This window comes from Kibdelosporangium persicum, from assembly GCF_013280595.1.
Taxonomy (GTDB): Bacteria; Actinomycetota; Actinomycetes; order Mycobacteriales; family Pseudonocardiaceae; genus Kibdelosporangium; species Kibdelosporangium persicum.
Genome location: NZ_JAAATY010000021.1, coordinates 139,330 through 161,119, shown reverse-complemented (window position 1 = coordinate 161,119; position 21,790 = coordinate 139,330). Strand labels below are relative to the sequence as shown.

The following is a 21,790-nucleotide window of genomic DNA, read 5'->3' as shown; positions in this document are numbered from 1 at the left end:
TACCGCAACCGAGCACCCCGGTCCCGTGGGGCGGAAAAGGCCTTCGACATGGTCGAAGCCGCGCTGGTCTAGCGCACGTGCCCAGCGCTGGGTTGGGAGAAGCTCGCACCGTGGGGGTTTGGGGGGCTTGGCCCCCCAACATGACAAGGGGCGACCCCGCGAGGTTGCACCGCAACCGAGCAGGGTCACCCCGAGCCCGTGGGCCCCCGGGGGATCGAACCCCGAACCCGCGGATTAAAAGTCCGCTGCTCTGCCAATTGAGCTAGAGGCCCTGACACGCCATAGCCTACCTAGTCACGCGACCGAGTTATCCGGAGGCCTCACACGGCCGTCGCGAGCATGTAGCTCATGCCCAGCGCCATCACCACGCGCGGCACGCAAGCGGGGCGTGTCACCGTCCACACGGCATAGCCGAGGAAGTAAACGGCGAGTGTCCAGGCGATGAACGGCAACGCGAGGCCTGGCTGGTGGATCACCCATGGGCCAGACATGTGGTGAGCGTCATGCTGTCCCGCGGCGAGCATGTACGCCATCGCCGCGCCTGCGAGGGCGAGGTCGGGGCGGCCGCGGAATGCCGCACAGGCCGTGAGCACGCAGAACAGCGTCAGCCAACTGGCGGGTGACAGGGGGCCGCCGACCGGGGAGGACATCACCGCCATGCCCGTGGCCATGACGACGTGGGCGACGTCGGTCGCGCGGTCGCGGTCGGGATAGGTGGGGTGCCGCCCGGCTGTGGCCAGGCGGCGGACGTGGAAGCCGGCGGTCGCGAGGAACGCCACGGTGAGCAGCCACCGGATCCAGATCGGGCCGGCCATGCCCCCGGTTACGAGGTCGTGGCCAGCAATGCGTCCAGTGCGCCGTCCTTCACGTCGCTCACCAGCGCGTGCAGCTGTACGAGGCTCATCTGGATGCGCTGCCCGAAGTCGTCGGTGATCACGACCCGCTGCTCCTCGGTCGCGTCCGCGTCGATCCACAGCTCGGGGCAGCCGCAGTTGCACTGCCCGCAGAAGGTGGCGATCCGTTCGAGCTTGCTCATTGTCCTTGCCGTCCTCGGGTGCGGCGGAAATTCCGACTAGCAACCAAAGCAGAGCCGCTGTGCCCGCGACCATCAGGCAATCAGGCGATTGGCCGACACACATGGGGGATTACGGGTCGTAACGGATCACAGGGCGGTTACTCCGTGCCGGTATCCGCACGTGGCCGGACCGGCGTGGTGTTGACTCTGTGACCATGGGAGCTCCGGTCAGTGCGCCGCCGACGCAACGGGGTGACTCCGTGCGACGGATGGCCCGTTCCGCGCGGACCACGCCAGGTCGGTTGGGGATCATCGCGAGCGCGCTCGTGGTGCTGAGTGTGCTGACGGGTTTCGTCGCGGCCTTGGCGCTGCAGACGAAACAGGACACGATCAGCGGCTTGGCCGAGCATCGCGAGCCGCTTTCGGCTGCGGCACAACAGATCTACCGGTCGTTGTCGGACGCTGACGCGACCGCGGCCAGCGCGTTCCTCTCGGGCGGGTCCGAGCCGGTGGAGTTACGCGAGCGCTACGAGGTCGACCTGGCGCAGGCCGGTGCGGCGCTGGTCAAGGCCGCGTCCGACGTCGAGGGAATCCCGGACGCCGAGAAGCAGGTCGACACGCTCGGTCAGCAGTTGCCGGTCTACACCGGTCTCGTCGAGACGGCCCGCGCGAACAACCGGTTCGGGTTGCCGATCGGTTCGGCGTACCTGCGTGAGGCGTCGACGTTGATGCGGACCAAGCTGCTGCCCGCCGCGCAGGAGCTGTACCGGATCGACGTCGGCAGGTTGACCGACGAACAGGACGACGCGGCGAGCTTCCCCTGGCTCACGGTCGCGTTGACGGTCATCCTGCTGGGCGCGTTGATCGCGACCCAGGTGTACCTGACGCGCCGGACGAACCGGTTGATCAACGTCGGCCTGCTGGTCTCGACCGTCGCCGTCGGGATCGGGCTGATCTGGGGCGTGGCCGCCGGGTGGGTCTCCGCGGTGGCCGTCGGCAACGCCAGGGACGAAGGCTCGCAACAGGTGGACGTCCTCGTCCAGGCCAGGATCGTGGCGCTGAAGTGCCGTGCCGACGAGACGCTCACGCTGGTGGCGCGCGGTGAGGGCGGCGCGGAGTACGAGAAGGAATGGCAAGTTCTCGCCCCGACCATCTCCGGCAAGGGCGACGGCGACAAGGACCTGCTGGTCAAGGCCCGGGACGCGGCGACCGACTCGGCGGTCAGCGGTGAGGTCCGCAGCGCCATCGACAACGCGCAGGCCTGGCAGGAGGCGCACCGCAAGATGCGCGAACTGGACGACGGCGGTCAGTACGACCAGGCGGTCGCGATGGCCATCGGCGACGACGACACCGGCGCGGCGAAGGCCTTCAACCGGTTGGACGAGAACCTCTCCAGTGCTATTCAGAAGGGCAGGGAGAAGTTCGTCGAGTCGACGTCCTCGGCGGAGAACGCGCTGATCGGACTGGTGCCCGGGGTCGCGGTGCTCGCGTTGATCGCCGCCGGCGGGGCCTTGGTGGGGATTCGGCAACGGCTGCGGGAGTACCGGTGATGAAACGAGTCGCACTGCTGCTGGTGGCGGCGTTCGCGTTGACCGCGTGCGGCGGGCCGGGCAGGCCCGTCGACCTCGCCGTGGTGACGTCCGCCGACCGCCCCGAACCGGAGGGATCGGGGCCGGGCCAGGCGGGCTCCGGCGGCACGGAGGCGCCCGACTGCGGCGACCCGACGGCCAGCCTGCGGCCCAACGGCCTCGGCATCCCCGCGGGCTCGACCATGGCCAAGATCAGGGAACGCGGCAGGCTGATCGCCGGCGTGGACCAGAACACGTACCTGTTCGGTTTCCGCAACCCCTCGACGAACAAGATCGAGGGCTTCGACATCGACATGGCCAAGCAGGTCGCCAAGGCCATCTTCAACGACGAGAACAAGATCCAGTTCAAGGCGATCAGCTCGCGGGACCGGGAGAACGTGCTGGCCAACGGCGACGTCGACATCGTGGTCCGGACGTACACGATCAACTGCGAGCGGCTGGAGAAGGTCGCGTTCTCGGCCGTCTACTACACGACCGGGCAGCGCGTGCTCGTGCCGAAAAGCTCGACCATCACCCGGATCGACGACCTCGGCGGCAAGAAGATCTGCGCGAGCTCCGGGTCCACCTCGCTCACCCAGATCGCCAGGCACCCGGCCAAACCGGTGCCGTGGTCGGTGGTCAACTGGTCGGACTGCCTGGTGTTGCTGCAGCAGGGCCAGGTCTCCGCGATCTCCACGGACGAGCCGATCCTCGTCGGGATGGCGGCGCAGGACCCGGCCGTGAAGATCGTCGGCCCGAAACTGACCGAGGAGCCGTACGGCATCGGCATTCCCAAGGCGAACACCGACATGGTGAAGTTCGTCAACGCCGTGCTGGAGCGCAGCCGTGGCGACGGCTCGTGGCAACAGAGTTACAACCGGTGGATCGCCGACCGGCTCGGCGAGCCGGCGAGCCCGCCGACGCCGAAGTACCGGGACTGACAAGGGGAAGCACGAATGGCCAGATGTCAGCGACCGGGATGTGGCGGCGAGACGGCGTTCGGCAAGTGCACCACGTGTGGCGCGCCGGAAGCGGCTTGGACGCCCCCGCAGGCACAGCAGAACCAACCCGCACGGCAGGAGGAGGAAGCCGGGACGGGCTGGTTCCGCCACCCTGACGTGCTCAGCGGTTCGCAGCCGTCGCCCCCGAAACCCCAGCCGCCGCAACGGCAGGACCCGAACCCCCGGTCCCAGCCGATGCCGCCACAACAGCCCCGGCAGCAGCCCCAGCAGCGGAAGAAGCCGGAAGCGCCGACCGTGATCATCAATCCGGTCACGCCGCCGGGCGGGCAGCCCGCACCGGCGCCGGGCCAATGGGCGCAGGGCGTTCAGGTCCCGGCTGTGCAGCCGCAACAGGCGTACGTGCCCGTGCCGGACGTGCCGCAGCCGACCAGCGTGCTGGCCTCGGTCGAGCCGACACAGAGCATCGTGCCGCCGAAGCCGGTCGTCGAGGAAGCGCCGCCGTCGCAGGATTCCCAGCCGCGCAGCGATTCGGTGCCGTTCCCCGGTTCCGGCCGTGGCACGGGATCGCGGCGGACCGGTTCCCGGGCCGCTCGCGGCCGTGGGCTGGGCGCCGGCCTCGTCGACGTTCCGCCTGTGCCGTACCGGGATCCCGCATCCGCGGTGATGGACGACCCGGTTGTCGCGGAGAACAAGCGGTTCTGCGGCAACTGCGGTGCCGCGGTCGGTCGCGGCGTCGACGGCGAACCGGGGCCCGCGGAGGGCGAGTGCCCCAAGTGCGGCACGCGTTTCTCGTTCAAGCCACGGCTTCGCCGTGGTGACGTGCTCGGCGGCCAGTACGAGGTGCTCGGCTGCCTGGCGTACGGCGGTCTGGGCTGGATCTACCTGGCCAAGGACCACAACGTCAGCGACCGCTGGGTGGTGCTCAAGGGCCTGATCGACACCGGCGACCCGACCGCGCTGGCCGCGGCCGTCGCCGAGCAGCGGTTCCTCGCCCAGGTCGAGCACGCGAACATCCTCAAGATCTACAACTTCGTGCAGGCGCCGGACCCGGCCACCGGGACCTCGGTCGGCTACATCGTGATGGAGTACATCGGCGGCCAGTCGCTGCGGCAGATCGCGCTGGAGCACCACCGCACGGTCGGCCGGGCCGAGCCGTTGCCGATCGGCCAGGTGATCGCGTACGGGCTGGAGATCCTGCCCGCCATCGGGTACCTGCACAGCATCGGCCTGCTGTACTGCGACCTCAAGCCGGACAACGTGATCCAGACCAACGAGACGCTCAAGCTGATCGACCTCGGCGCGGTCCGCCGTGAGGACGACTACGAGAGCCCGTTGTTCTTCACGCTCGGCTACAGCGCTCCCGAGCTGGCCGAACGGGGTGCCTCGGTCGCGTCCGACATCTACACGGTCGGCCGCACGCTGGCTGTGCTGTCGATCGAGTTCACCGGGTACACGGGCAAGTACCGGCACGCGTTGCCGGGCCCGGACGAGGTCCCGCTGTTCAAGCTGTTCGACTCGTACTACCGGGTGCTCAAGCGCGCCACGCACCCCGACCCGGAGCGCCGGTTCCACTCGGCCGAGGAGATGGCCGAGCAGCTGACCGGTGTGCTGCGCGAGGTGATGGCGCTCGGTACGAACCGGCCACGGCCCGGTCTGTCCACAGTGTTCGGTCCGGAGCCCAGGACTTTCGGTGCCACAGTGCAGACCGGCGAGCGGGGCGTCTCGCTCGCGGTTCCCGATCCGTCCGAAGTGGTCGGTGCGCTGCCGGTCCCCCAGGTGGACACCGACGACCCGGCCGCCGGTGTGCTCGCCGCGACTGTGGCGACAGACCTGAACGAACTCGCCGAGGCGCTCGCGCACGCGCCGCAGAACTCGGTCGAGGTGCGGCTGCGGATGCTGCGCGCCCGTACCGAACTCGGCGACATCGCCCGTGCGTCCGGCGAGCTGGAGCTGGCCCGCCGGATGGCGTCGGACCCGCACGACTGGCGTCTGCACTGGCACCGTGGCCTGCTCGAACTCGCGATGCGCCGTCCTGCCGAGGCACGGGCCGCGTTCGAGGCCGTGTACGAAGCCCTGCCGGGTGAGGCGGCGCCGAAGCTGGCGCTGGCGATCAGCCTCGAGTACCTGCGGGACTATTTCGGAGCGGCTCGTTTCTACGAACAGGTCTGGCGTACCGACAGGTCGTACGTGAGCGCGGCGTTCGGTTTGGTGCGCGTGTACCTGGCCCAAGGCGCCCGGGCGGGTGCCATCGAGGTGCTCGAGTCCGTTCCGGACAGCTCGACGCACTACGTGGCCGCGCAGGTCACCGCGATCAAGATCAAGGCACGGGCCACCGAGGTCGCCAAGCTCGCCGAGCCCGACCTGTACGACGCGGCGCGCCGGCTCGAAAGGCTGGCGCTGGACGCGGAACGTCGCACACAGTTGTCGGCCGAGGTGCTCGAGGCGGCATACGGGTGGGTGAAGGCAGGCCGTCCGGGTGGTGGCCAGGCCACCGGAACCGTCCTGGGCTGCAGCCTTTCCGAGCGTGAATTACGCTTTGGTCTGGAGCGCTGCTACCGGGCACTCGCGCGGCTGGCCGGCACTCCGGAACAACGCCACGAGTTGGTCGACCGCGCCAACGCCATCCGCCCGAGGACGCTCACCTGATGTGGAGACATATAGGTCGCGTGTGGACGAACGGCGAGCAGTTCCTGGTCATGGACAGGTATTTCCTGTACGCCTGGAAAGGCGACGAAGCCCAGGTGGACGCGCTCGCCGAGCTGCACTGGTCGGTGACGGCGACCGAGGTCGGCACCGGCATGGCAGCGGTCGTCGCGATCGACGGGACGGTCAACGACGTGGGCTGGCTCGAGGTCTTCCAGAACCGCACGGGCATCGCGATCGTCCAGGCGCTCGGTGAGCCGTACGAACGGGCGCTGGGAAAGGCGCTGGCCTACCCGATCGACGGCGACCATGTCGGCGGCGACATCGTCCCGGTGCCCAGCGGGAACATGTACTTCTTCAGCGCGGTGCTCAACGGCGACTGCGTCTGGCCGAAGGCCAAACCCGGGAAAGCGCCCGTTCACTGGGAACCCGCCGGTGTGCCCGCCCCGAGCGGCCTGCGCTTCGACGTGCCGCGTGGTGACTACCAGTTGCAGGTCCGCTGGATGACTCAGCCGGACGAGGACACCTGCTTCGCCCGTTGGTTGTTCTGCCCTGCCTTCACGTGATCAGCCGTGCTTCCGGACATTTTCCGATGCCGACGAAGGTGCCGGGCTGACATGATCGGCTGATGGAACTCGTTCCGCACAACCCGACCTCCGGCGTGTACCCGGCGACGGACGACTACGTGCACGCCATGGAGGTCCGTGATCCGCGGCGCCTGCTGTACCTCGCCGGCACCATGGGCCTGGACCAGCAGGGCACGCCCGCCGCGACCGTCGAGGAGCAGCTGGAGCTGATCTGGAACAACATCAGGACGATCCTGGCGTCCGCGGACATGACCGTCGACAACATCGTCCGGTTGACCAGTTACCTGCGTGATCCCGCCTACGCGGAGGCCAACGCGCGTGCTCGCGTCACGGCGTTGCAGGGCCGGGCGGTGCCGACGACCGCGATCGTCGCGCAGACCCTCGACAGCAGCTGGCTCGTGGAGATCGAGGTCATCGCCGCGGCCTGACCGCGTTCACCGGTACGGCAGGGAAACGGTGAACGTACTGCCTTTGCCCAGTTCCGACTCCACCGCGACGGTGCCGCCGTGGGCCTCGACGACGGCGGCCACGATGGACAGCCCGAGCCCGGCACCACCATGGGTACGAGACTCCGAGGCCCGGTAGAAGCGCTCGAAAACCCGGGACGGCTCGGCTATCCCCGGACCGCTGTCGCGCACCTCGATCACGGCCCGCGGACCGTCGGCGAAAACCCGGACCGTGGCCGGGGAATCCGTGTGTTGCAGGACATTGCTCAGCAGGTTGCCGAGCACCTGCCGCAGCCGCGCCGAATCACCGAGCACGGTGACCGGTGCGGCTTCCACCGAGATGTCGCGGGAAGGGTCTGTGGCCAGAGCGTCGGTGACGGCGTCGGTCGCCAGGAGCGGCAAGTCGACAGGGGATCGTTCCAACGGGCGGCCCTGGTCCAGCCGGGCCAGCAACAGCAGTTCGTCGACGAGCAGACCCATGCGTTCGGCCTCGGCCTCGATCCGCCGCATCACCTTGGCGAGGTCGTCCGGCCGGGAAGCCGCCCCGCGACGGAAAAGCTCGGCGTGGCCACGGATCGTGGCGATCGGTGTCCGCAGTTCGTGGGACGCGTCGGCGACGAACCGCCGCAACCGGTCCTCGGAGGCCTCCAGCCGCGCCAGCATCCCGTTCAACGCGGTGGAAAGCTTGCCGATCTCGGTGTTCGCCGGTGCCCCTGGCACCCGCCGGGACAGATCGCCGGAACCGATCTCGGCGGCGGTGTCGGCGATGTCGTCCAACGGGCGCAGGCCGCGCCGCACCGCGTGCCACGAAAGCACGCCGACCGCGAGCAGCGCGACGCCGCCGGAGATCAACGCGACGTTCAACGACCGCGACAGCAGCTCGTCCGCCGACCGGTTGCTCTTCCAGTCCTGCAAGGCGCCCCAGGTCGCGCCCAACGCGATGAAGAGCCCGAGGGCCAGCAGGCCCAGCACGGTGAGGATAAGCCGAGTACGTAGCGACATCAGCGAACTCGCAGGATGTAGCCGATCCGTGGGACCGTATGGATCAGCGGCGGGTCGAACGCGTCGACCTTGCGGCGCAGGTAGGACACGTACGTCTGCACGACCCCGTCGTTGCCGGCGAAGTCGTACTCCCAGACGTGGTCGAGGATCTGCCGCTTGGACAACACCTTCCCGGCGTGCGCGACCAGGAACCGCAGCAGCTTGAACTCGGTCGGCGTCAGGTCGATCACCTCGCCGTGCCTGCGCACCTCGTGCGCGTCCTCGTTGATCTCCAGGTCCGCGAACCTCAGTGTCCTTGTGTCGCCCTTGGTCCGGCGCAGCACCGCCCGCACGCGCAGGACGAGCTCTTCCAGGCTGAACGGTTTGGTGACGTAGTCGTCACCACCGACGGTCAGGCCGGCGATCTTGTCCTCGGTGGCGTCCCGTGCGGTCAGGAACACCACCGGGGCCAGGCACCCGGTGCGCCGCAGCCTGCGGCAGACGTCGATGCCCGAGCCGTCCGGCAGCATCACGTCCAGGACGATCAGGTCGGGCCCGAACGACGCCGCCAGCTCACCGGCCGCACGGCCGGTGCCCGCGATCGCCGTCTCGAAGCCCTCGTACCGCAACGCGGTGGCCACGAGATCGGCAAGGTAGTGCTCGTCGTCCACGACCAGGATCCGCCCCATGCGGCAGGAGTGTGCCAGGCCGTTCTTAGAGAACTCTGTGACAGCGAACCCACAGAACACTCACATCCCGTTCGGTGATCGGGCTGGTGCCCTGTGAGGCATGGAAAAGCTGTCCCGGTACGTCGTCGCGCACAAACGCTTGGTCGGCTGGCTCACCGTCTTCGTCGTCCTGCTCGGCGGCGGAGCCCTGGCCCTGGTGCTGCCGAACGTCTCCGAACGCAACGCCTACCCCGGCCTGCCCGGGTACGAGGCCAACCAGAAGATCATGGAAACCTACGGCACAGGCGGTTACGAACGCCCGTTCATCCCGGTCATCACCTTGCCCGCGGGGGCGTCCGCGCAAGACGCCGGACCGGCCTTCGACGCGCTGGAACACCAGATCAAGGCCCGTGTGGCGTCATATGCGAACACTGGGGACGAACGGTTCGTCAACGGCCGGACGACCTTCGGTCTGGTGTTCGGTGGACCGGTCGAGCAGGGCGGCATCCCGGGCAGCGCGCTCGGCGAAGGCGCCGAGCTCGACACCACGATCGGCGAGATCATGCGGCCGCTCCTGCCGCCCGGCAGCACCCTGCGCGTGACGGGTCTCGACACGCTCGCGACCGGCGCGGACACCGGCGGGCTCAACGTCCCGGTCAAGCTGGGGATCACGATCGGTGCCGCGATCGTGATCCTGGTCTGGGTCTTCCGGTCCGCGCTCGCGTTCGTCCCGTTGCTCACCGCGTTGATCGCGTTGCCCGCGTCGTTCGTCGGCCTGCTGCTTGCCAGTCTGGTCATCGAGATCCACGAGACGACGTTGACGATGATCCCGTTGTTCGGTTTGGGCATCGCCATCGACTACGCGCTCATCCTGGTCACCAGGTGGCGCGAGGAAGGCTGTGTGCACCGGGCGATGGCCACGGCCGGGCACGCGATCGTGTTCTCCAGCGCCGCGGTCGCGATCGGCCTGCTGGCGATGATCGTGTTACCGATTCCGATCATGCGCAGTCTCGGAGTCGGCGGAATGATCGTGACGGCTACGAGTGCGTTGGTGTCCCTCACAGTTCTTCCGTTGCTGCTGCGAAAGGCCAAACCGGAAAGGGAAAGCACGGCGTGGGCGAAGTGGGCCCGGCTGATCGTCGGGCACAAGTGGCTCGCTGCCGGCGTTTCCGCTGGAATCCTGATGGCGCTGTCCGTTGCCGCATTCGGTATCAATCTCAACGTCCCGACGACGGATACTCTCGCGCGTTCCGGCGAAGGACGTGACGGACTCGCCGCGCTGACACAGGCCGGAATTCCCTCCGGTGTGCTGACGTCGTTCGACGTTTATACAGGCGAAGCGAATGTCGAGGAAACCGTGCGTTCGTTGCCAGGCGTCTACGCCGTCGCCGCGCCATGGGACGGACTGATCACGGTGTTGCCTTTCGACGAAGGCGGTGCGGAAGCCGGGAAGGACACTGTTCACCGGGTCCGGGAAGCCGTGCCGGACGGTGTCCTGGTCGGCGGGAACGTCACCCAGCAGATGGACTACGTCGACGTGACGTATCAGGCCTTTCCGTGGATGCTCGGCCTGATCGCGCTGATCACGTTCGTCATGCTGGCCAGGGCGTTCCGGTCGATCGTGCTGCCGCTCAAGGCGATCGTGATGAACCTGCTCTCCCTGGGCGCGGTGCTCGGCGCGACCGTGGTCCTCTGGCAGTGGGGCTGGGGAACCGAGGTCCTGCTGGGCATCCAGCCGGACGGTGCGATCGGCACGTTCGTCCCGGTGACCGTGTTCGCGTTCCTGTACGGCCTGTCCATGGACTACGAGGTCTTCATTCTGGCCAGGATGCGGGAGGAATACGACCGCACCGGCTCGACCCGGGAAGCTGTCGTGCGGGGAATCAGCCGCACCGGCCGGTTGGTCACGTGCGCGGCGTTGATCCTGTTCTTCTCGTTCGCGTCGATGGCCGGCGGTGGCGAGCTGGACGTCGCGATCTTCGCGTCCGCGGTCGGGCTGGGCATTCTGATCGACGCCACGCTGATCCGTGCGGTCCTCGTCCCGGCCGTGGTCGCGATGATGGGCCGGTGGAACTGGTGGCTGCCCAGGTGGGCAGCCACCGTGCTGCGGATCAGGTCAGCGCCGACTTCTCCAGCCACTTGTCCCAGCTGACCGCCCAGTCGAAGTAGTCGAACTGGGTGTCGGACATCGGCACGCTGCTGCCGGTCACCTCGATCGGGTCGCCGACCATCGCGCTGTCGAAGTAGATCTTCGCGTTGGCCGGCGACAGGTTGGCACAGCCGTGCGAGACGTTCCGCTTGCCCTGGTCGGGAATCGAAGGCGCGTAGCCGTGGATGAACTCGCCGTGGTTGGAGAACCGGACGGCCCATGGCACGACCACGTTCTCGTAGTTGTAGCGCGGGTTGCTCATCGAGTACGTGTTGTGCTTCTCCATCACCACGTGGATTCCGCTCGGGGTGACGCGGCCCTTGTCGGACTCGAGGCCGTAGCTGGCCGGGAAGTCGTGCACGACGTTGCCGTTCTGCCGCACGATCAGCCGGTGCGTCTGGGTGTTGGCCTCGACGCGCTGGTCGCGGCCGATGGAGAAGGTGGACGACACGTCGTTCTTGCCGTACACGCCGTTGCCGAACGAGGTGCCGTACAGCTTGGCCGTCACCGTCACCTTGGTGTCCGGCTTCCAGTACTCCTTGGGCCGCCAGTGCACCTCGGAGTCGCCCAGCCAGGCCCACGCGCCCTCGGTCGGCACGGAGGTCTCGACCTTCAGCGCCTTCTCGACCGATGCCTTGTCCGCGACCGGGTTCTTGAAGTCGAGCTTGATCGGCATCGCGATGCCGTACGTCTTGTTGTCACCGACGTTCAGCGTGCCGTGCTCGGTGCGCTTCGGCTTCACGGTGGTGAACGAGCCGGTGATCGGCACCTGCTGGCCGTTGCCGCCGACCGCGGTGCCCGACCAGGTGTAGGTCTTGCCGTACCCGAGGTGCTCGCCGACCGACCATGTCTTCTTGTCCGCCGCCAGCGTTCCCTTGACTTCCTTGCCTTCCGGGTTGCTGAGCCGGATCTCGTTGATGGTGCCGTTCTCCACGGCTGCCTGGATGGTGCCGCCGGGATTCGCGTCCGCCGCGCCGTTGGCCGGCTGCGTGGTCACCGTCGGCACCGTGGGTGCCGCCGCGGGAGCCACTCCCGTGTCCGTCGATGTGCCCGCATTCGGCGCCTTCGCGCCGTCATCCCCGCTGCACGCGGTCAACCCCAGTGTGGCTGCGATCGCCAGGCTCGCGATCAGCTTGAAACCACGTCGATTGGTCATGGTGCTTGCCCCCGTCCTCACACCACTCACGACGCCGTCGACGGTGGCGACGTTGACAGGGCGTCACTGTGACTCACATCACAGTTTCGTGGCCGGGTGGCAGCAAGGTCGCCAGGCGAAAGATTGTGGCAGGCAGCGCGCACCTCGGTACGTTCGGTAACGAAGGAGGATCACACGAACGGCCCAATGGATAGTGAATTGAGGCAGTAGTGCGGCTCGTTTGCAGGCGATAGGCTCGTTCTCGCAGGCCGTAAGTTTCTGTGTTCGTGCTCCATCACGCTCGCGGAACAAAACGCGGGCGTGCTGCTTTCTCGCTGCAGTTGGCGAAGGGCGACGCCCGGGACGGCCCGGGGTTGCACGGTGTAATCCCAAGCTGATCCGGCGACGGAGGCAGATGTATGGCTCAGGGCACTGTCAAGTGGTTCAACTCGGAAAAGGGCTTCGGCTTCATCGCGGTCGACAGCGGCGAGGCTGACGTCTTCGTGCATTACTCGGAGATCCAGGGCAAGGGTTTCCGGACGCTCGAGGAGAACCAGCGCGTCGAGTTCGAGGTCGGCCAGGGCACCAAGGGTCCGCAGGCCACGAACGTACGGCCGATCTGACCTGACAGCGAAGGGCCCTGGGCGACCGAAGTTCGCCCAGGGCCCTTTGTTGTTCTCTCGGGGTGTGTGTCGCGGTGTGTCAGCTCTGCGGGTAGCGCAGCTGCTGGGCCTCCCAGGACAACCGCTCCATGACCCACTCCTGGGCCAGTGCGTGCGGGGAGGTCTGGCGGTGCGCGGCCAGTTCGCGGAGCTGCTCGTTGGCGATGAGGGACAGGCGCAGCTGGTAGACCTCGGCGTTGCCGAATCGGCGGCCGGACGCGGTGGTCTCCACGTCGGCCTCAGGCGCGATGGCGGCCAGGTAGCTTTCCAGCTCGGTGTCGGGGGCGAGCTGGTCGGCTGGTGCGCGCCGAGGACTGGCGCTCTTGCTGCGGCTGCGTCCCAGTGATGGCAAAGGCACCCGGTCACGATAACGGTTCGGTTGCGGGAAGACAGTGTCTGTGAGCCGCGACACACCGACACGACGCAACCATTCGCCTACTTAAGCGTCATCTCCGCAGGTGGACCCGCACCAGAAGACTGTCATGCCCCGCATCACAGTCACGGAACACCATCCGTTCACATACCGAACACCCCCAGTGAACACGTCCGTGATCACCCGATAAGGTGAGGTCCACACCAAAAAGCTGCAACTCCAGATGCAGCCTCATCAGTACCCAAACTTGAATACGAACAAAAGATCCCCACCCGACAACGCGTAGTAACCATTAGCAATAAGCGCGGAAGCGCTGTTGCAAAAAAGTTGCGTTAGTCCAACCCAAAAGTGCCCACGCTGGTTCCGGAGGAACTCGCACCGTGGGGGGCTTGGAGGGCCCGGCCCCCCAAAATGATTCGCGGGGGCCACCTGCGAAGGCGACGAAGGAGCCGAGCAGGGATGCGGAGGCCCCCGCGCCAGGGGGAGGAACGCGGGGGCCGGAGGGGATCTCCACAGGCGCTGACCGGGGGTGTGTCAGCTCCTAGATTGTTGCACGCTCACCTGTCGTAGGCGAGATGTCCGCGCCGAAAATTCCGGGGAACTGTTCACTTGATGTTTCCCTGACTGGTGAAGGCGTACGGGGTACCCCGTTCTTGGGTGTTCCAAGCACACGACATTCGCTTGTTCCCGGCGAAAGTGGCCTTGTTCTAGCCGGCCAGGTCGTATCCCGCTTCGGTGACGGCGGCTTTGACCGCGACCTCGTCGAGGGGCGCCGAGCTGGTGACGGTGACCGCTCCGGTGGCCAGGTCGACCGTGACGTCCGTGACGCCGTCGATCTCGGACAGTTCTTCGGTCACCGAGGTGACGCAGTGCTGACAGGTCATGCCCGAGACGGTGTAGGTGGTCTGCACCGGAGTATCCCTTCGTAACGCTCAAGTACCCATAGGGGGTAGAGGTAAGCGGACGGTTTGTGTACACAATATCGTCCACCGCGCTCACCCGAATGGACCTACCCGGACGCGACCCAGCCGCGTAGTACCCACTGAGACCGCTGCCAAACGCGCTCATCCGGCTACCCACGGTTGTAGACGGTTCACTCTGCGGGGGGCTGTGGGCAGGGCTTTTCCTCCCATAACCTCACGGCCACAGCCGAGCCGGGGAGGCGTCATGAGCGGGTCCCTCGAAGTGCGCAACTTCTTGATGCAGCAAGACACGATGACCGGGAGCGGGGCCGGCTACGCCGGTGGCGTCCCGGCCCAGCGCGGCGGAGAAACCTCGCGGGTGACCGACGAGCAGATCCGCAAGGCACGGCTAGCCGTGGCCCGTGGCGCGCTGGACGCCGAGGACTGCCGACTGCTGCTGGACATGCTCGGCCTGGTGCCGGGCGACGACGGAATCCCGCCAGTCGGCCGATGACACCAGGTCAGGCGGCCGCGGACTGGGGGGCGCGGTGGTCACGCGAAAGATGTGACGAGGACCACCTGGCCGGTCCATGGGCTCAACGAGGCGCCCATGGACCCGGAAACACGCCGTTGCGGAGACGTTTTCGCAGGTCGTGGCGTTTTGGATAACCCGTTTTGTAGGACCATGGGGGCGTGCCCTATAGTTCTCCTTGCTCCCAGCGGCAAGCCAAAGGGACTGGGCTCCCATCGTCTAGCGGCCTAGGACTCCGCCCTTTCAAGGCGGCAGCGCGGGTTCGAATCCCGTTGGGAGCACGCGGTAAAATGCAAGAAGCAAGGCCCAGTGGCGCAGTTGGTTAGCGCGTCGCCCTGTCACGGCGAAGGTCGCGGGTTCGAGTCCCGTCTGGGTCGCCACCGAGGGTCCGGGTACATCCCGGACCCTCACGGCCAGGTAGCTCAGTTGGTACGAGCGTCCGCCTGAAAAGCGGAAGGTCGGCGGTTCGACCCCGCCCCTGGCCACTCGATCTGGGGTCCCTTACTCGCCGCTTTGCGGCTTCGCTCGGGATCTCGTGCGATTATTTTGGGGGGCCGAGCCCCCCAAGCCCCCACGGTGCGAGCTCCTTACCTTCCAGCGCTGGGTGCTTTTGGTTTGACCAGCGAACGGGCGCGGGGCGCCCTTGTTTACAGATCTCTTGTGCTTTCAGCACCTCTTTGTCCTTGCTCGCTGCTTCGCGGCTTCGCTCTGGTTGGGGTGGCTTCGGGTGTCGGGCTTGTGCTTTCGGCACATTTCTGGGGGTTTGGTTCTGTTCGCTACTGGCGGCGGGAGGTGGGGTCTACGCGGGCGTAGGTCAGGAGGTCGACCATTGTGAAGGTTTCCGGTGACCTTCTGGGCAGGGTTGGGCGCCAGGTTGGTTGGGCGGCGAGGTAGCTCGACGGGTCCAGCTGGAGCAGGCCTATGAAGACCTCACCGACGATTCGGGCTCCTATGCCCGCCAGTGACAGGCCGTCGCCGAGGACTTGGGCCTCCTTGAGGATGTAGTACCAGAGCGGGGTGCTCGCGTCGAAGCCCACGTTCAGCGGGCGCAGTTCGGGGAACGTGTCGGGGCCGAGGACCGGGATGCCCATGGCCTGGGCGATCGCCTGCCCTGATGGCAGCGACCAGGTGACGTGGCGCAGCAGGTTGCGTTGCGGCAGGGCGGTCGGCGGGTCGCCGGTCGGGATGGCCTGCAGGGGCAGGGTGAACAAGGCCGTCGAGACCTTGGTGTCGATCCGCTTGTTCGGCCGGACCTCGCCGTCACCGAAGTCGAAGAACGTCTGCCAGCCGATGAACCGGCGCCGGGCCCGCGCGCGGCCGCGCAGGTCCACCGGATCGGCCTGGCCCTGTCCGGCCGGGTCGAAGATGAACCCGAAGAACGGGTTGCCGTTGTCGCCGGCCAGATTGGCCCGATAGGACGGCCGGACCATGCTGTGGCCGAAGCGGTACACCGCGCCCTGGAACTCCACCGGCATGAAGTGCCGGCCCGCGGCGGGCCGGTAGTGCCTGCGGCCGTGCCGCAGGATGTCCTGCGTCAGGCCGAAACCGATGATCTGCGGCAGGAACTCGTGCACGACGATCCACTGGTAGTGCCACGTGATCAGCCGCTTGGCCTCGTTGTAGACCTGGTCGGCCGGGACACCCTGGGCCCGCAACTGGTCGACGGCCCGGTTGTGCGCGAGCAGGAACGCCGCATGCAGGCCGGCGATCATCAGGTTCTCGTCGTTGCGCGGGTCGGCGATGACGGCGACCCGGTCGGACCGCCGCGGCAGGTCCTCGAACACGCCGCCGCTCTCCACCCGGAACTTGATCCGGTCACCCGGATCGAACAGCTCAGGGTTCGCGGAGGGGCCGCCGCCGTACACCGAATCCAGGGACAACGTCGGGACCCGCGTGTTCGGTGACGTCTCCGGCTCGGTCGGCACCCCGAGCCGCGAATTCAGGTCGAACGTGAAATCGTGGTCGACGAACTGGCCGAAGAACGTCGTCCCGGCCGTATGGAATGGATTGTCCACATTGTTGGGGCTCAGTTCCGGGTTCGTGATCAAGCGGACCGGCCCCTCGTGCAGCGGATCCCTGGCGTCCATCAGGCCGCCTGGCTTTCCCAGCTCCCGCAACGCTTCCAGCACCTGCTGGGTGGGCTGCGCGAACGGCGGAAGCCGGAAGATCCGACCGAAGAACCTCGGATTGGTCACCTCAGGTGCCGATTGCGCGAACGCCGTCGTCCCGGGCAATGACGCGGCCGCCGCACCGGCGGTAACGCCTCCGATGAATCCTCGCCGAGTGAAACGTGCAGGGTTTTCTTTCGTTGATTCACTCACAGGAAAATTGTCCATTTTCGGCTGACCGGCGCCATGACGAAGAAGTCCTAGGCGTGGCCCACATTCCCTAGGCGCACCAGTGTCGCTGGGGTCTGGGTTCCTTGTGCCGCAAGGGTTTCGGGTAGGCGGTCGGCACGCGGAGCCGGGTGTTCACGCTGGGCGGGCCTTGCCGGTCCGCTCGTCCGCAGGGCTCCGCGTCGGCCGGGCGGGATGATCTTCGGTGCGTGTGGGCGGCCCGGAGGTGGGGTCCGCGGGCGAAGGCGGGGCGGGTTCGCGGGAAAAGGGGGCTCGACCTGGGTCGATGGCTTTTTCGGTGGGTGAGTATTCTGGTCGCGCATTACCAGTGGCGTTCACGTTTGCCAATTTGCTCGCGGGAATTCCGAATGTCACCCCCACGGGTGGTTCTTGGTGTTCTGGTGGGTGAAACAGGCCATGTGGGGCGTTGTCAGGCCGCTGCGCGGATCGGCGAACGGCCCAGCGTTGTTCACCAGGATGGCGTAGGAAGGTAATGCTGTGTGACGAACGTGGCCGCCGGGGTTGCGCTGACCGGGTGAGAGTCGCCATCAGTGATCACACTGAGTGGCTTTTTTCCGGCGACCCACGTGAATGAGGAGACGCGCCATTTCGTAATCTTTCGCGCGAGCGGTAACGGTGTCCGAAGATGGAGCGACTCCCCTTGGGGCGCGGGCCTGATCATCTTTTTCGACGCTCCCGCCCCGCCACGGCTGGACACCTGGAGAGACTGCATGAGAGAACGGGCCGGGTCGGTGCGTCGTTTTCCTCCTGTCTTCCCGTGGCATTTGCCCGAATCGGCCCGGCCAATGGTGGCCACCTGGGAACGCCGTTACCAGCTTGCCGTCATCGGTTCGGATCTTTCCGTCATTCTCGGCGTCGTGATCGTCGTCAACGCCGTCGTCGGCGCGTTGACCGCGCTGCACGCCAGTGTCTTCGTGTCGCTCACCCTTGCCGCCGTCTTCGCCGGCCTGGGCGGGTCCCGCGCCTGGAGTGCCGCGGCGCTCGGCGACGGCGCCGAAGAGTTCCGCAGGCTCTACCGCGGCCTGTTCACGGCGGTGGTGATCCTCGCCATCGGTGGTTACGCCCTGAGCCTCGAAGGCCTGCGTCCCTGGGTTTTTCTCGCCGTCCCGGCCATGGCGGTGATCGACTTTCCGGTCCGCTACCTGCTCCGGCGCCTGCTGCACAAGCGCAGGCAGGCAGGCCACTGCCTGCTGTCGGTGCTCGCCGCCGGAGGCGTCGGCACGGTCACGGACCTGATCGAACGAACCCGCAAAGCGCCGCACCAAGGCTGGCGAGTCGAAGCGGTCTGCACGGCCGACGGACTGGGCACCGGGCCGGACGGCCGGGTCGACGGCGTGCCGGTGGTCGGGCGCCTCGAGGACGTGGTCGAGCAGGTCCAACGCGGCGGTTACCGCATTGTCGCGGTCACGGCGGACGCGTACTGGACGCCGAGGCGCCTGCAGCGATTGTCCTGGGAGTTGGAGAACACCTCAGCGGACCTGGTCGTCGCGCCCGTGCTGATGGAGGTCGCCGGGCCACGGCTGCACGTCACGGGCGTGCTCGGCATGCCGCTGCTCAAGCTGTCCGCGCCGGTCTTCACCGGCACGCGCCGGGTCGTCAAGGAGATCGTCGACCGGGTCGGCGGCGCGATCCTCGTCGCGCTGCTCTCCCCGTTCTTTCTGGCGATCGCGCTGGCCGTCAAGCTGGGCGACGGCGGGCCGGTGTTCTACCGGCAGCGCCGGATCGGCAAGGGCGGCAAGGCTTTCACGATGATCAAGTTCCGGACGATGGTGCCGGGCGCGCACGCCCAGCGGTGCCGGTTGCTGGACGCGAACGAGGCCGAGGGCCCGTTGTTCAAGATGCGCAAGGACCCGCGGGTGACCAGGATCGGCGCCGTTCTGCGGCGGTTCTCCATGGACGAGCTGCCCCAGCTGTTCAACGTGATCGCCGGGCAGATGTCGCTGGTCGGTCCGCGCCCGCCGTTGCCGGAGGAGACCGAGCGCTACAGCTCCGACGCCAGGCGCAGATTACTGGTCAAGCCGGGACTCACCGGGTTGTGGCAGGTCAGCGGGCGTAGCGACCTGCCGTGGGAGGAAGCCGTCCGGCTCGACCTGCGCTACGTCGAGGACTGGTCGCTGGCGCTGGACGCGCTGATCCTGTGGAAGACGGTTCGTGCCGTGCTGAAGGGCCAAGGAGCATATTGATGATCTGCCGACTCTGCGGTTCGGCCGAACTGGAGAGCGTGGTGGACCTGGGCGCCACCCCGCCGTGCGAGCGGTTCCTCGCCGCCACGCAGCTGGACGAGCCGGAACCCACGTACCCGCTGCACCTTCGCGTCTGCCGGAGTTGCCTGCTGGCCCAGATCCCTCCGTTGATCACGCCGGAGGACACGTTCACCGAGTACGCCTACTTCTCGTCGTTCGCCACGTCCTGGGTCGAGCACGCCCGCAAGTTCGTGGACCAGGCGGTCGAGAAGATCAAGCCGGAGTTCGTGGTGGAGGTCGCCAGCAACGACGGTTATCTCCTGCGACACGTGGTGGCCAAGGGAATCCGCTGCCTGGGCATCGAGCCCTCGGTGAACGTCGGAGCCGCGGCGCGGGACAAGGGCGTGCCGACCAGGACGGCGTTCCTGAACAAGGACACCGCCGCGAGTGTCCGGTCCGAACACGGCCCGGCGGATCTCGTTGTGGCGAACAACGTCTACGCGCACATCCCGGACATCCAGGGCTTCACCGCGGGCCTGCGGGAACTGGTCAAGGACGACGGCTGGGTGTCCATCGAGGTCCAGCACCTGCTCAGCCTGGTCCAGTACAACCAGTACGACACGATCTACCACGAGCACTTCCAGTACTACACGGTCGCGTCCGCCCAGCGAGCGCTTGCTTCGAGCGGCCTGCACGTGGTCGACGTGGAACTCCTGCCGACGCACGGCGGCTCGATCCGCCTCTGGGCACGGCCGGTCGAAGCACAGCCGGGGAAGTCCGTCGGGTTCGTGCTCGAAGAGGAGCGCCGGGCCGGTCTGCACGACATGTCCGGCTACCAGGACTTCGCTCGCAACGTCGACACCGTCCGGCAGAACCTGCTGCGGTTCCTGCTCGGCGCCGCCGCCACCGGCAAGACGGTGGTCGGCTACGGCGCGCCGGGCAAGGGCAACACGTTGCTCAACCACTGCGGAATCCGGCCGGACATCCTGAAGTACACAGTGGACCGCAACCCGTACAAGCACGGCCGGTTCACCCCGGGCACCCGGATCCCGATCCATCCCCCGGAGCGGATCGCCGACGACAAGCCGGACTACGTGCTGGTCCTGCCGTGGAACCTGCGGACCGAACTGACCGCGCAGCTGTCCTACATAAGTGAATGGGGCGGCAGGCTGGTCTTCCCGATCCCGACTCTGGAGGAGGTCCGGCCGTGAAGGTCGTGCTGTTCTGCGGCGGCTACGGGATGCGCATGCGCAACGGGGTGGCCGACGACGTGCCGAAGCCCATGCAGATGGTCGGGCCGCGGCCGTTGCTGTGGCACGTGATGCGCTACTACGCCCACTTCGGCCACACCGAGTTCGTGCTGTGCCTTGGGTACGGCGCGCACTACATCAAGGACTTCTTCCTGACCTACCAGGAGACCGCGTCCAACGACTTCGTGCTCAGGGACGGCACGGTCGAACTGCTGTCCACGGACATCCGCGACTGGACGGTCTCGTTCGTCAACACCGGACAGGATTCGCCGATCGGCGAACGCCTGCGCCGCGTGCGGCATCTGCTGGACGGCGACGAGATGTTCCTGGCCAACTACGCGGACGTACTGACCGACGCGCCGCTCGACGAGATGGTGAAACGGTTCACCGACACCGATGCGGGTGCGTCCATGATGGTCGTGCCGCCGCAGTCGTCATTCCACTGCGTGGACATGGGCGAGGACGGCAGGGTCAGCGGCATCATGCCGGTCAGCGAACTCCCGTTGTGGGAGAACGGCGGCTACTTCGTCCTGCGCCAGGACGTGTTCGACCACCTGCCGCCGGGCGGGGACCTGGTCCAGGACGGTTGCGGGGAGCTGGCCAAGGAGGGGCGGCTGCTGGCCTACCCTTACCGTGGTTTCTGGCAGCCCGCGGACACGGTGAAGGAGCGGGCCGCTCTCGATGCCGCGTACGCGCAAGGCGTCCGGCCATGGATGGTGTGGGAGAACAATGCGGGCGCTCCGGCCTGATGCCCTTGACCAGGTCGTGCTGCTCGGCGCGCACTGCGACGACATCGCGATAGGCGCGGGCGGCACTCTGCTGACGCTCTGCCGGAACCGGCCGGGCCTCAGGATCGACGCCCTGGTGCTCAGCGGCGGCGGCACTGCGCGGGAAGCCGAGGAACACGCGGCGCTGGCGGCGTTCTGCCCCGGCGCCGAGCTCAAGCTCACCGTTCTCGACCTGCCGGACGGGCGGTTCCCGGCCACCTGGGAGCGGGCCAAGGAAGCGATCGAGCAGTTGCGGGCACGGACCGAGCCGGACCTGGTGATCGGCCCGCACGCCCGGGACGCCCATCAGGACCACCGCACGCTGGCGGAACTCGTGCCGACCGCGTTCCGCGACCACTGGGCGCTCGGCTACGAGATCCTCAAGTGGGACGGCGACCTCGGTGCGCCGACCGTGTACCAGCCCTTGCCCGAAGACGTCGCCGAGGCCAAGGTGGAGAGGCTGCTCCGGTACTACCCCACCCAGTCCGGGCGGTACTGGTTCGACCGCGAGACCTTCCTGGGGCTGGCGAGGGTCCGTGGCGTGCAGTGCCGGGCACGCTATGCGGAAGCGTTCTACCTGGACAAACTGCTCGTTGGCTTGGAGGCGTGA

At 67.3% G+C, this 21,790-nt stretch carries 20 protein-coding genes and 4 tRNA genes; 15 read left to right on the top strand and 9 right to left on the bottom strand.

Features of this window, described 5'->3' with window-relative positions:
* Window positions 1-199 precede the first annotated feature (199 nt).
* The 3 genes from GC106_RS31435 to GC106_RS31425 all read right to left on the bottom strand — a co-directional run bounded on the left by GC106_RS31435 (window position 200) and on the right by GC106_RS31425 (window position 1,036).
* A tRNA-Lys gene (locus tag GC106_RS31435) sits at window positions 200-272 on the bottom strand.
* A 48-nt stretch (window positions 273-320) separates the two neighbouring features.
* Window positions 321-815, bottom strand: a complete 495-nt coding sequence (locus tag GC106_RS31430) for a DUF5134 domain-containing protein (protein WP_173138135.1) — start codon at window positions 813-815, stop codon at window positions 321-323.
* Between the two features lie 8 nt (window positions 816-823).
* Window positions 824-1,036 carry a hypothetical protein gene (locus GC106_RS31425; protein ID WP_173138133.1) on the bottom strand — a complete coding sequence of 71 codons (213 nt, stop codon included), beginning with the start codon at window positions 1,034-1,036 and terminating at the stop codon, window positions 824-826.
* A gap of 248 nt (window positions 1,037-1,284) precedes the next feature.
* Here GC106_RS31425 and GC106_RS31420 point away from each other — a divergent pair, with 248 nt between their 5' ends.
* From GC106_RS31420 to GC106_RS31400, 5 genes are all read left to right on the top strand, one after another.
* Window positions 1,285-2,565 carry a GlnX family signal transduction membrane protein gene (locus tag GC106_RS31420; protein ID WP_246367252.1) on the top strand — a complete coding sequence of 427 codons (1,281 nt, stop codon included), beginning with the start codon at window positions 1,285-1,287 and terminating at the stop codon, window positions 2,563-2,565.
* The gene (locus tag GC106_RS31415; protein WP_173138129.1) at window positions 2,565-3,524 is read left to right on the top strand and encodes a glutamate ABC transporter substrate-binding protein; all 960 of its coding nucleotides are present in this window, start codon (window positions 2,565-2,567) and stop codon (window positions 3,522-3,524) included. Before GC106_RS31420 ends, GC106_RS31415 begins: the two co-directional genes overlap by 1 nt.
* A 255-nt stretch (window positions 3,525-3,779) precedes the next feature.
* Window positions 3,780-6,191 (top strand): serine/threonine-protein kinase, encoded by a 2,412-nt coding sequence (locus tag GC106_RS31410; protein WP_415830093.1) that lies wholly within the window; start codon window positions 3,780-3,782, stop codon window positions 6,189-6,191.
* Complete coding sequence (locus GC106_RS31405) at window positions 6,191-6,754, top strand: hypothetical protein (RefSeq protein ID WP_173138125.1); 564 nt, start codon at window positions 6,191-6,193, stop codon at window positions 6,752-6,754. The genes GC106_RS31410 and GC106_RS31405 overlap by 1 nt, the downstream gene beginning before the upstream one ends.
* A 62-nt stretch (window positions 6,755-6,816) precedes the next feature.
* Entirely contained in the window at window positions 6,817-7,203 is a 387-nt protein-coding gene (locus GC106_RS31400) for a RidA family protein (protein WP_173138123.1), read from the top strand.
* Window positions 7,204-7,209: 6 nt separating this feature from the next.
* Here the strand turns inward: GC106_RS31400 and GC106_RS31395 are convergent, their stop codons facing one another.
* Both GC106_RS31395 and GC106_RS31390 read right to left on the bottom strand, forming a co-directional pair.
* Entirely contained in the window at window positions 7,210-8,223 is a 1,014-nt protein-coding gene (locus GC106_RS31395; RefSeq protein WP_173138121.1) for a sensor histidine kinase, read from the bottom strand.
* Complete coding sequence (locus GC106_RS31390; protein WP_173138119.1) at window positions 8,223-8,891, bottom strand: response regulator transcription factor; 669 nt, start codon at window positions 8,889-8,891, stop codon at window positions 8,223-8,225. The genes GC106_RS31395 and GC106_RS31390 overlap by 1 nt, the downstream gene beginning before the upstream one ends.
* Window positions 8,892-8,991: 100 nt before the next feature.
* On the opposite strand from GC106_RS31390, the gene GC106_RS31385 reads away from it, so the two are divergent.
* Entirely contained in the window at window positions 8,992-11,022 is a 2,031-nt protein-coding gene (locus GC106_RS31385; RefSeq protein ID WP_173138117.1) for an MMPL family transporter, read from the top strand.
* Here GC106_RS31385 and GC106_RS31380 read toward each other — a convergent pair.
* Window positions 10,982-12,175 carry a L,D-transpeptidase gene (locus GC106_RS31380; protein ID WP_173138115.1) on the bottom strand — a complete coding sequence of 398 codons (1,194 nt, stop codon included), beginning with the start codon at window positions 12,173-12,175 and terminating at the stop codon, window positions 10,982-10,984. The genes GC106_RS31385 and GC106_RS31380 overlap by 41 nt on opposite strands.
* 398 nt (window positions 12,176-12,573) lie before the next feature.
* Here GC106_RS31380 and GC106_RS31375 point away from each other — a divergent pair, with 398 nt between their 5' ends.
* A complete protein-coding gene (locus tag GC106_RS31375) occupies window positions 12,574-12,777 on the top strand; it encodes a cold-shock protein (protein WP_037265614.1) in 204 nt (67 codons plus the stop codon).
* Between the two features lie 79 nt (window positions 12,778-12,856).
* On the opposite strand, the gene GC106_RS31370 is transcribed toward GC106_RS31375, so the two are convergent.
* A complete protein-coding gene (locus GC106_RS31370; RefSeq protein WP_173138114.1) occupies window positions 12,857-13,174 on the bottom strand; it encodes a hypothetical protein in 318 nt (105 codons plus the stop codon).
* A 722-nt stretch (window positions 13,175-13,896) separates the two neighbouring features.
* Entirely contained in the window at window positions 13,897-14,100 is a 204-nt protein-coding gene (locus GC106_RS31365) for a heavy-metal-associated domain-containing protein (RefSeq protein WP_312873020.1), read from the bottom strand.
* Window positions 14,101-14,356: 256 nt separating this feature from the next.
* Between GC106_RS31365 and GC106_RS31360 the strand changes: the two genes are divergently transcribed.
* From GC106_RS31360 to GC106_RS31345, 4 genes are all read left to right on the top strand, one after another.
* Entirely contained in the window at window positions 14,357-14,605 is a 249-nt protein-coding gene (locus GC106_RS31360; RefSeq protein ID WP_173138112.1) for a hypothetical protein, read from the top strand.
* Window positions 14,606-14,831: 226 nt separating this feature from the next.
* Window positions 14,832-14,904: transfer RNA gene (locus tag GC106_RS31355), tRNA-Glu, on the top strand.
* A gap of 22 nt (window positions 14,905-14,926) precedes the next feature.
* Window positions 14,927-15,003, top strand: a tRNA-Asp gene (locus GC106_RS31350).
* A 31-nt stretch (window positions 15,004-15,034) separates the two neighbouring features.
* Window positions 15,035-15,108: transfer RNA gene (locus tag GC106_RS31345), tRNA-Phe, on the top strand.
* A gap of 291 nt (window positions 15,109-15,399) precedes the next feature.
* On the opposite strand, the gene GC106_RS31340 is transcribed toward GC106_RS31345, so the two are convergent.
* Window positions 15,400-16,818, bottom strand: coding sequence for a peroxidase family protein (locus GC106_RS31340; RefSeq protein ID WP_173138110.1), 1,419 nt, complete (start codon window positions 16,816-16,818; stop codon window positions 15,400-15,402).
* Between the two features lie 947 nt (window positions 16,819-17,765).
* Between GC106_RS31340 and GC106_RS31335 the strand changes: the two genes are divergently transcribed.
* From GC106_RS31335 to GC106_RS31320, 4 genes are read left to right on the top strand one after another with little or no spacing between them, the layout of a single operon-like run.
* The gene (locus tag GC106_RS31335) at window positions 17,766-19,163 is read left to right on the top strand and encodes a sugar transferase (protein WP_446684948.1); all 1,398 of its coding nucleotides are present in this window, start codon (window positions 17,766-17,768) and stop codon (window positions 19,161-19,163) included.
* Window positions 19,163-20,374, top strand: coding sequence for a methyltransferase domain-containing protein (locus GC106_RS31330; protein WP_376777774.1), 1,212 nt, complete (start codon window positions 19,163-19,165; stop codon window positions 20,372-20,374). Before GC106_RS31335 ends, GC106_RS31330 begins: the two co-directional genes overlap by 1 nt.
* Entirely contained in the window at window positions 20,371-21,162 is a 792-nt protein-coding gene (locus GC106_RS31325) for a glycosyltransferase family protein (protein WP_173138104.1), read from the top strand. The genes GC106_RS31330 and GC106_RS31325 overlap by 4 nt, the downstream gene beginning before the upstream one ends.
* A complete protein-coding gene (locus GC106_RS31320; RefSeq protein WP_173138102.1) occupies window positions 21,143-21,790 on the top strand; it encodes a PIG-L deacetylase family protein in 648 nt (215 codons plus the stop codon). Before GC106_RS31325 ends, GC106_RS31320 begins: the two co-directional genes overlap by 20 nt.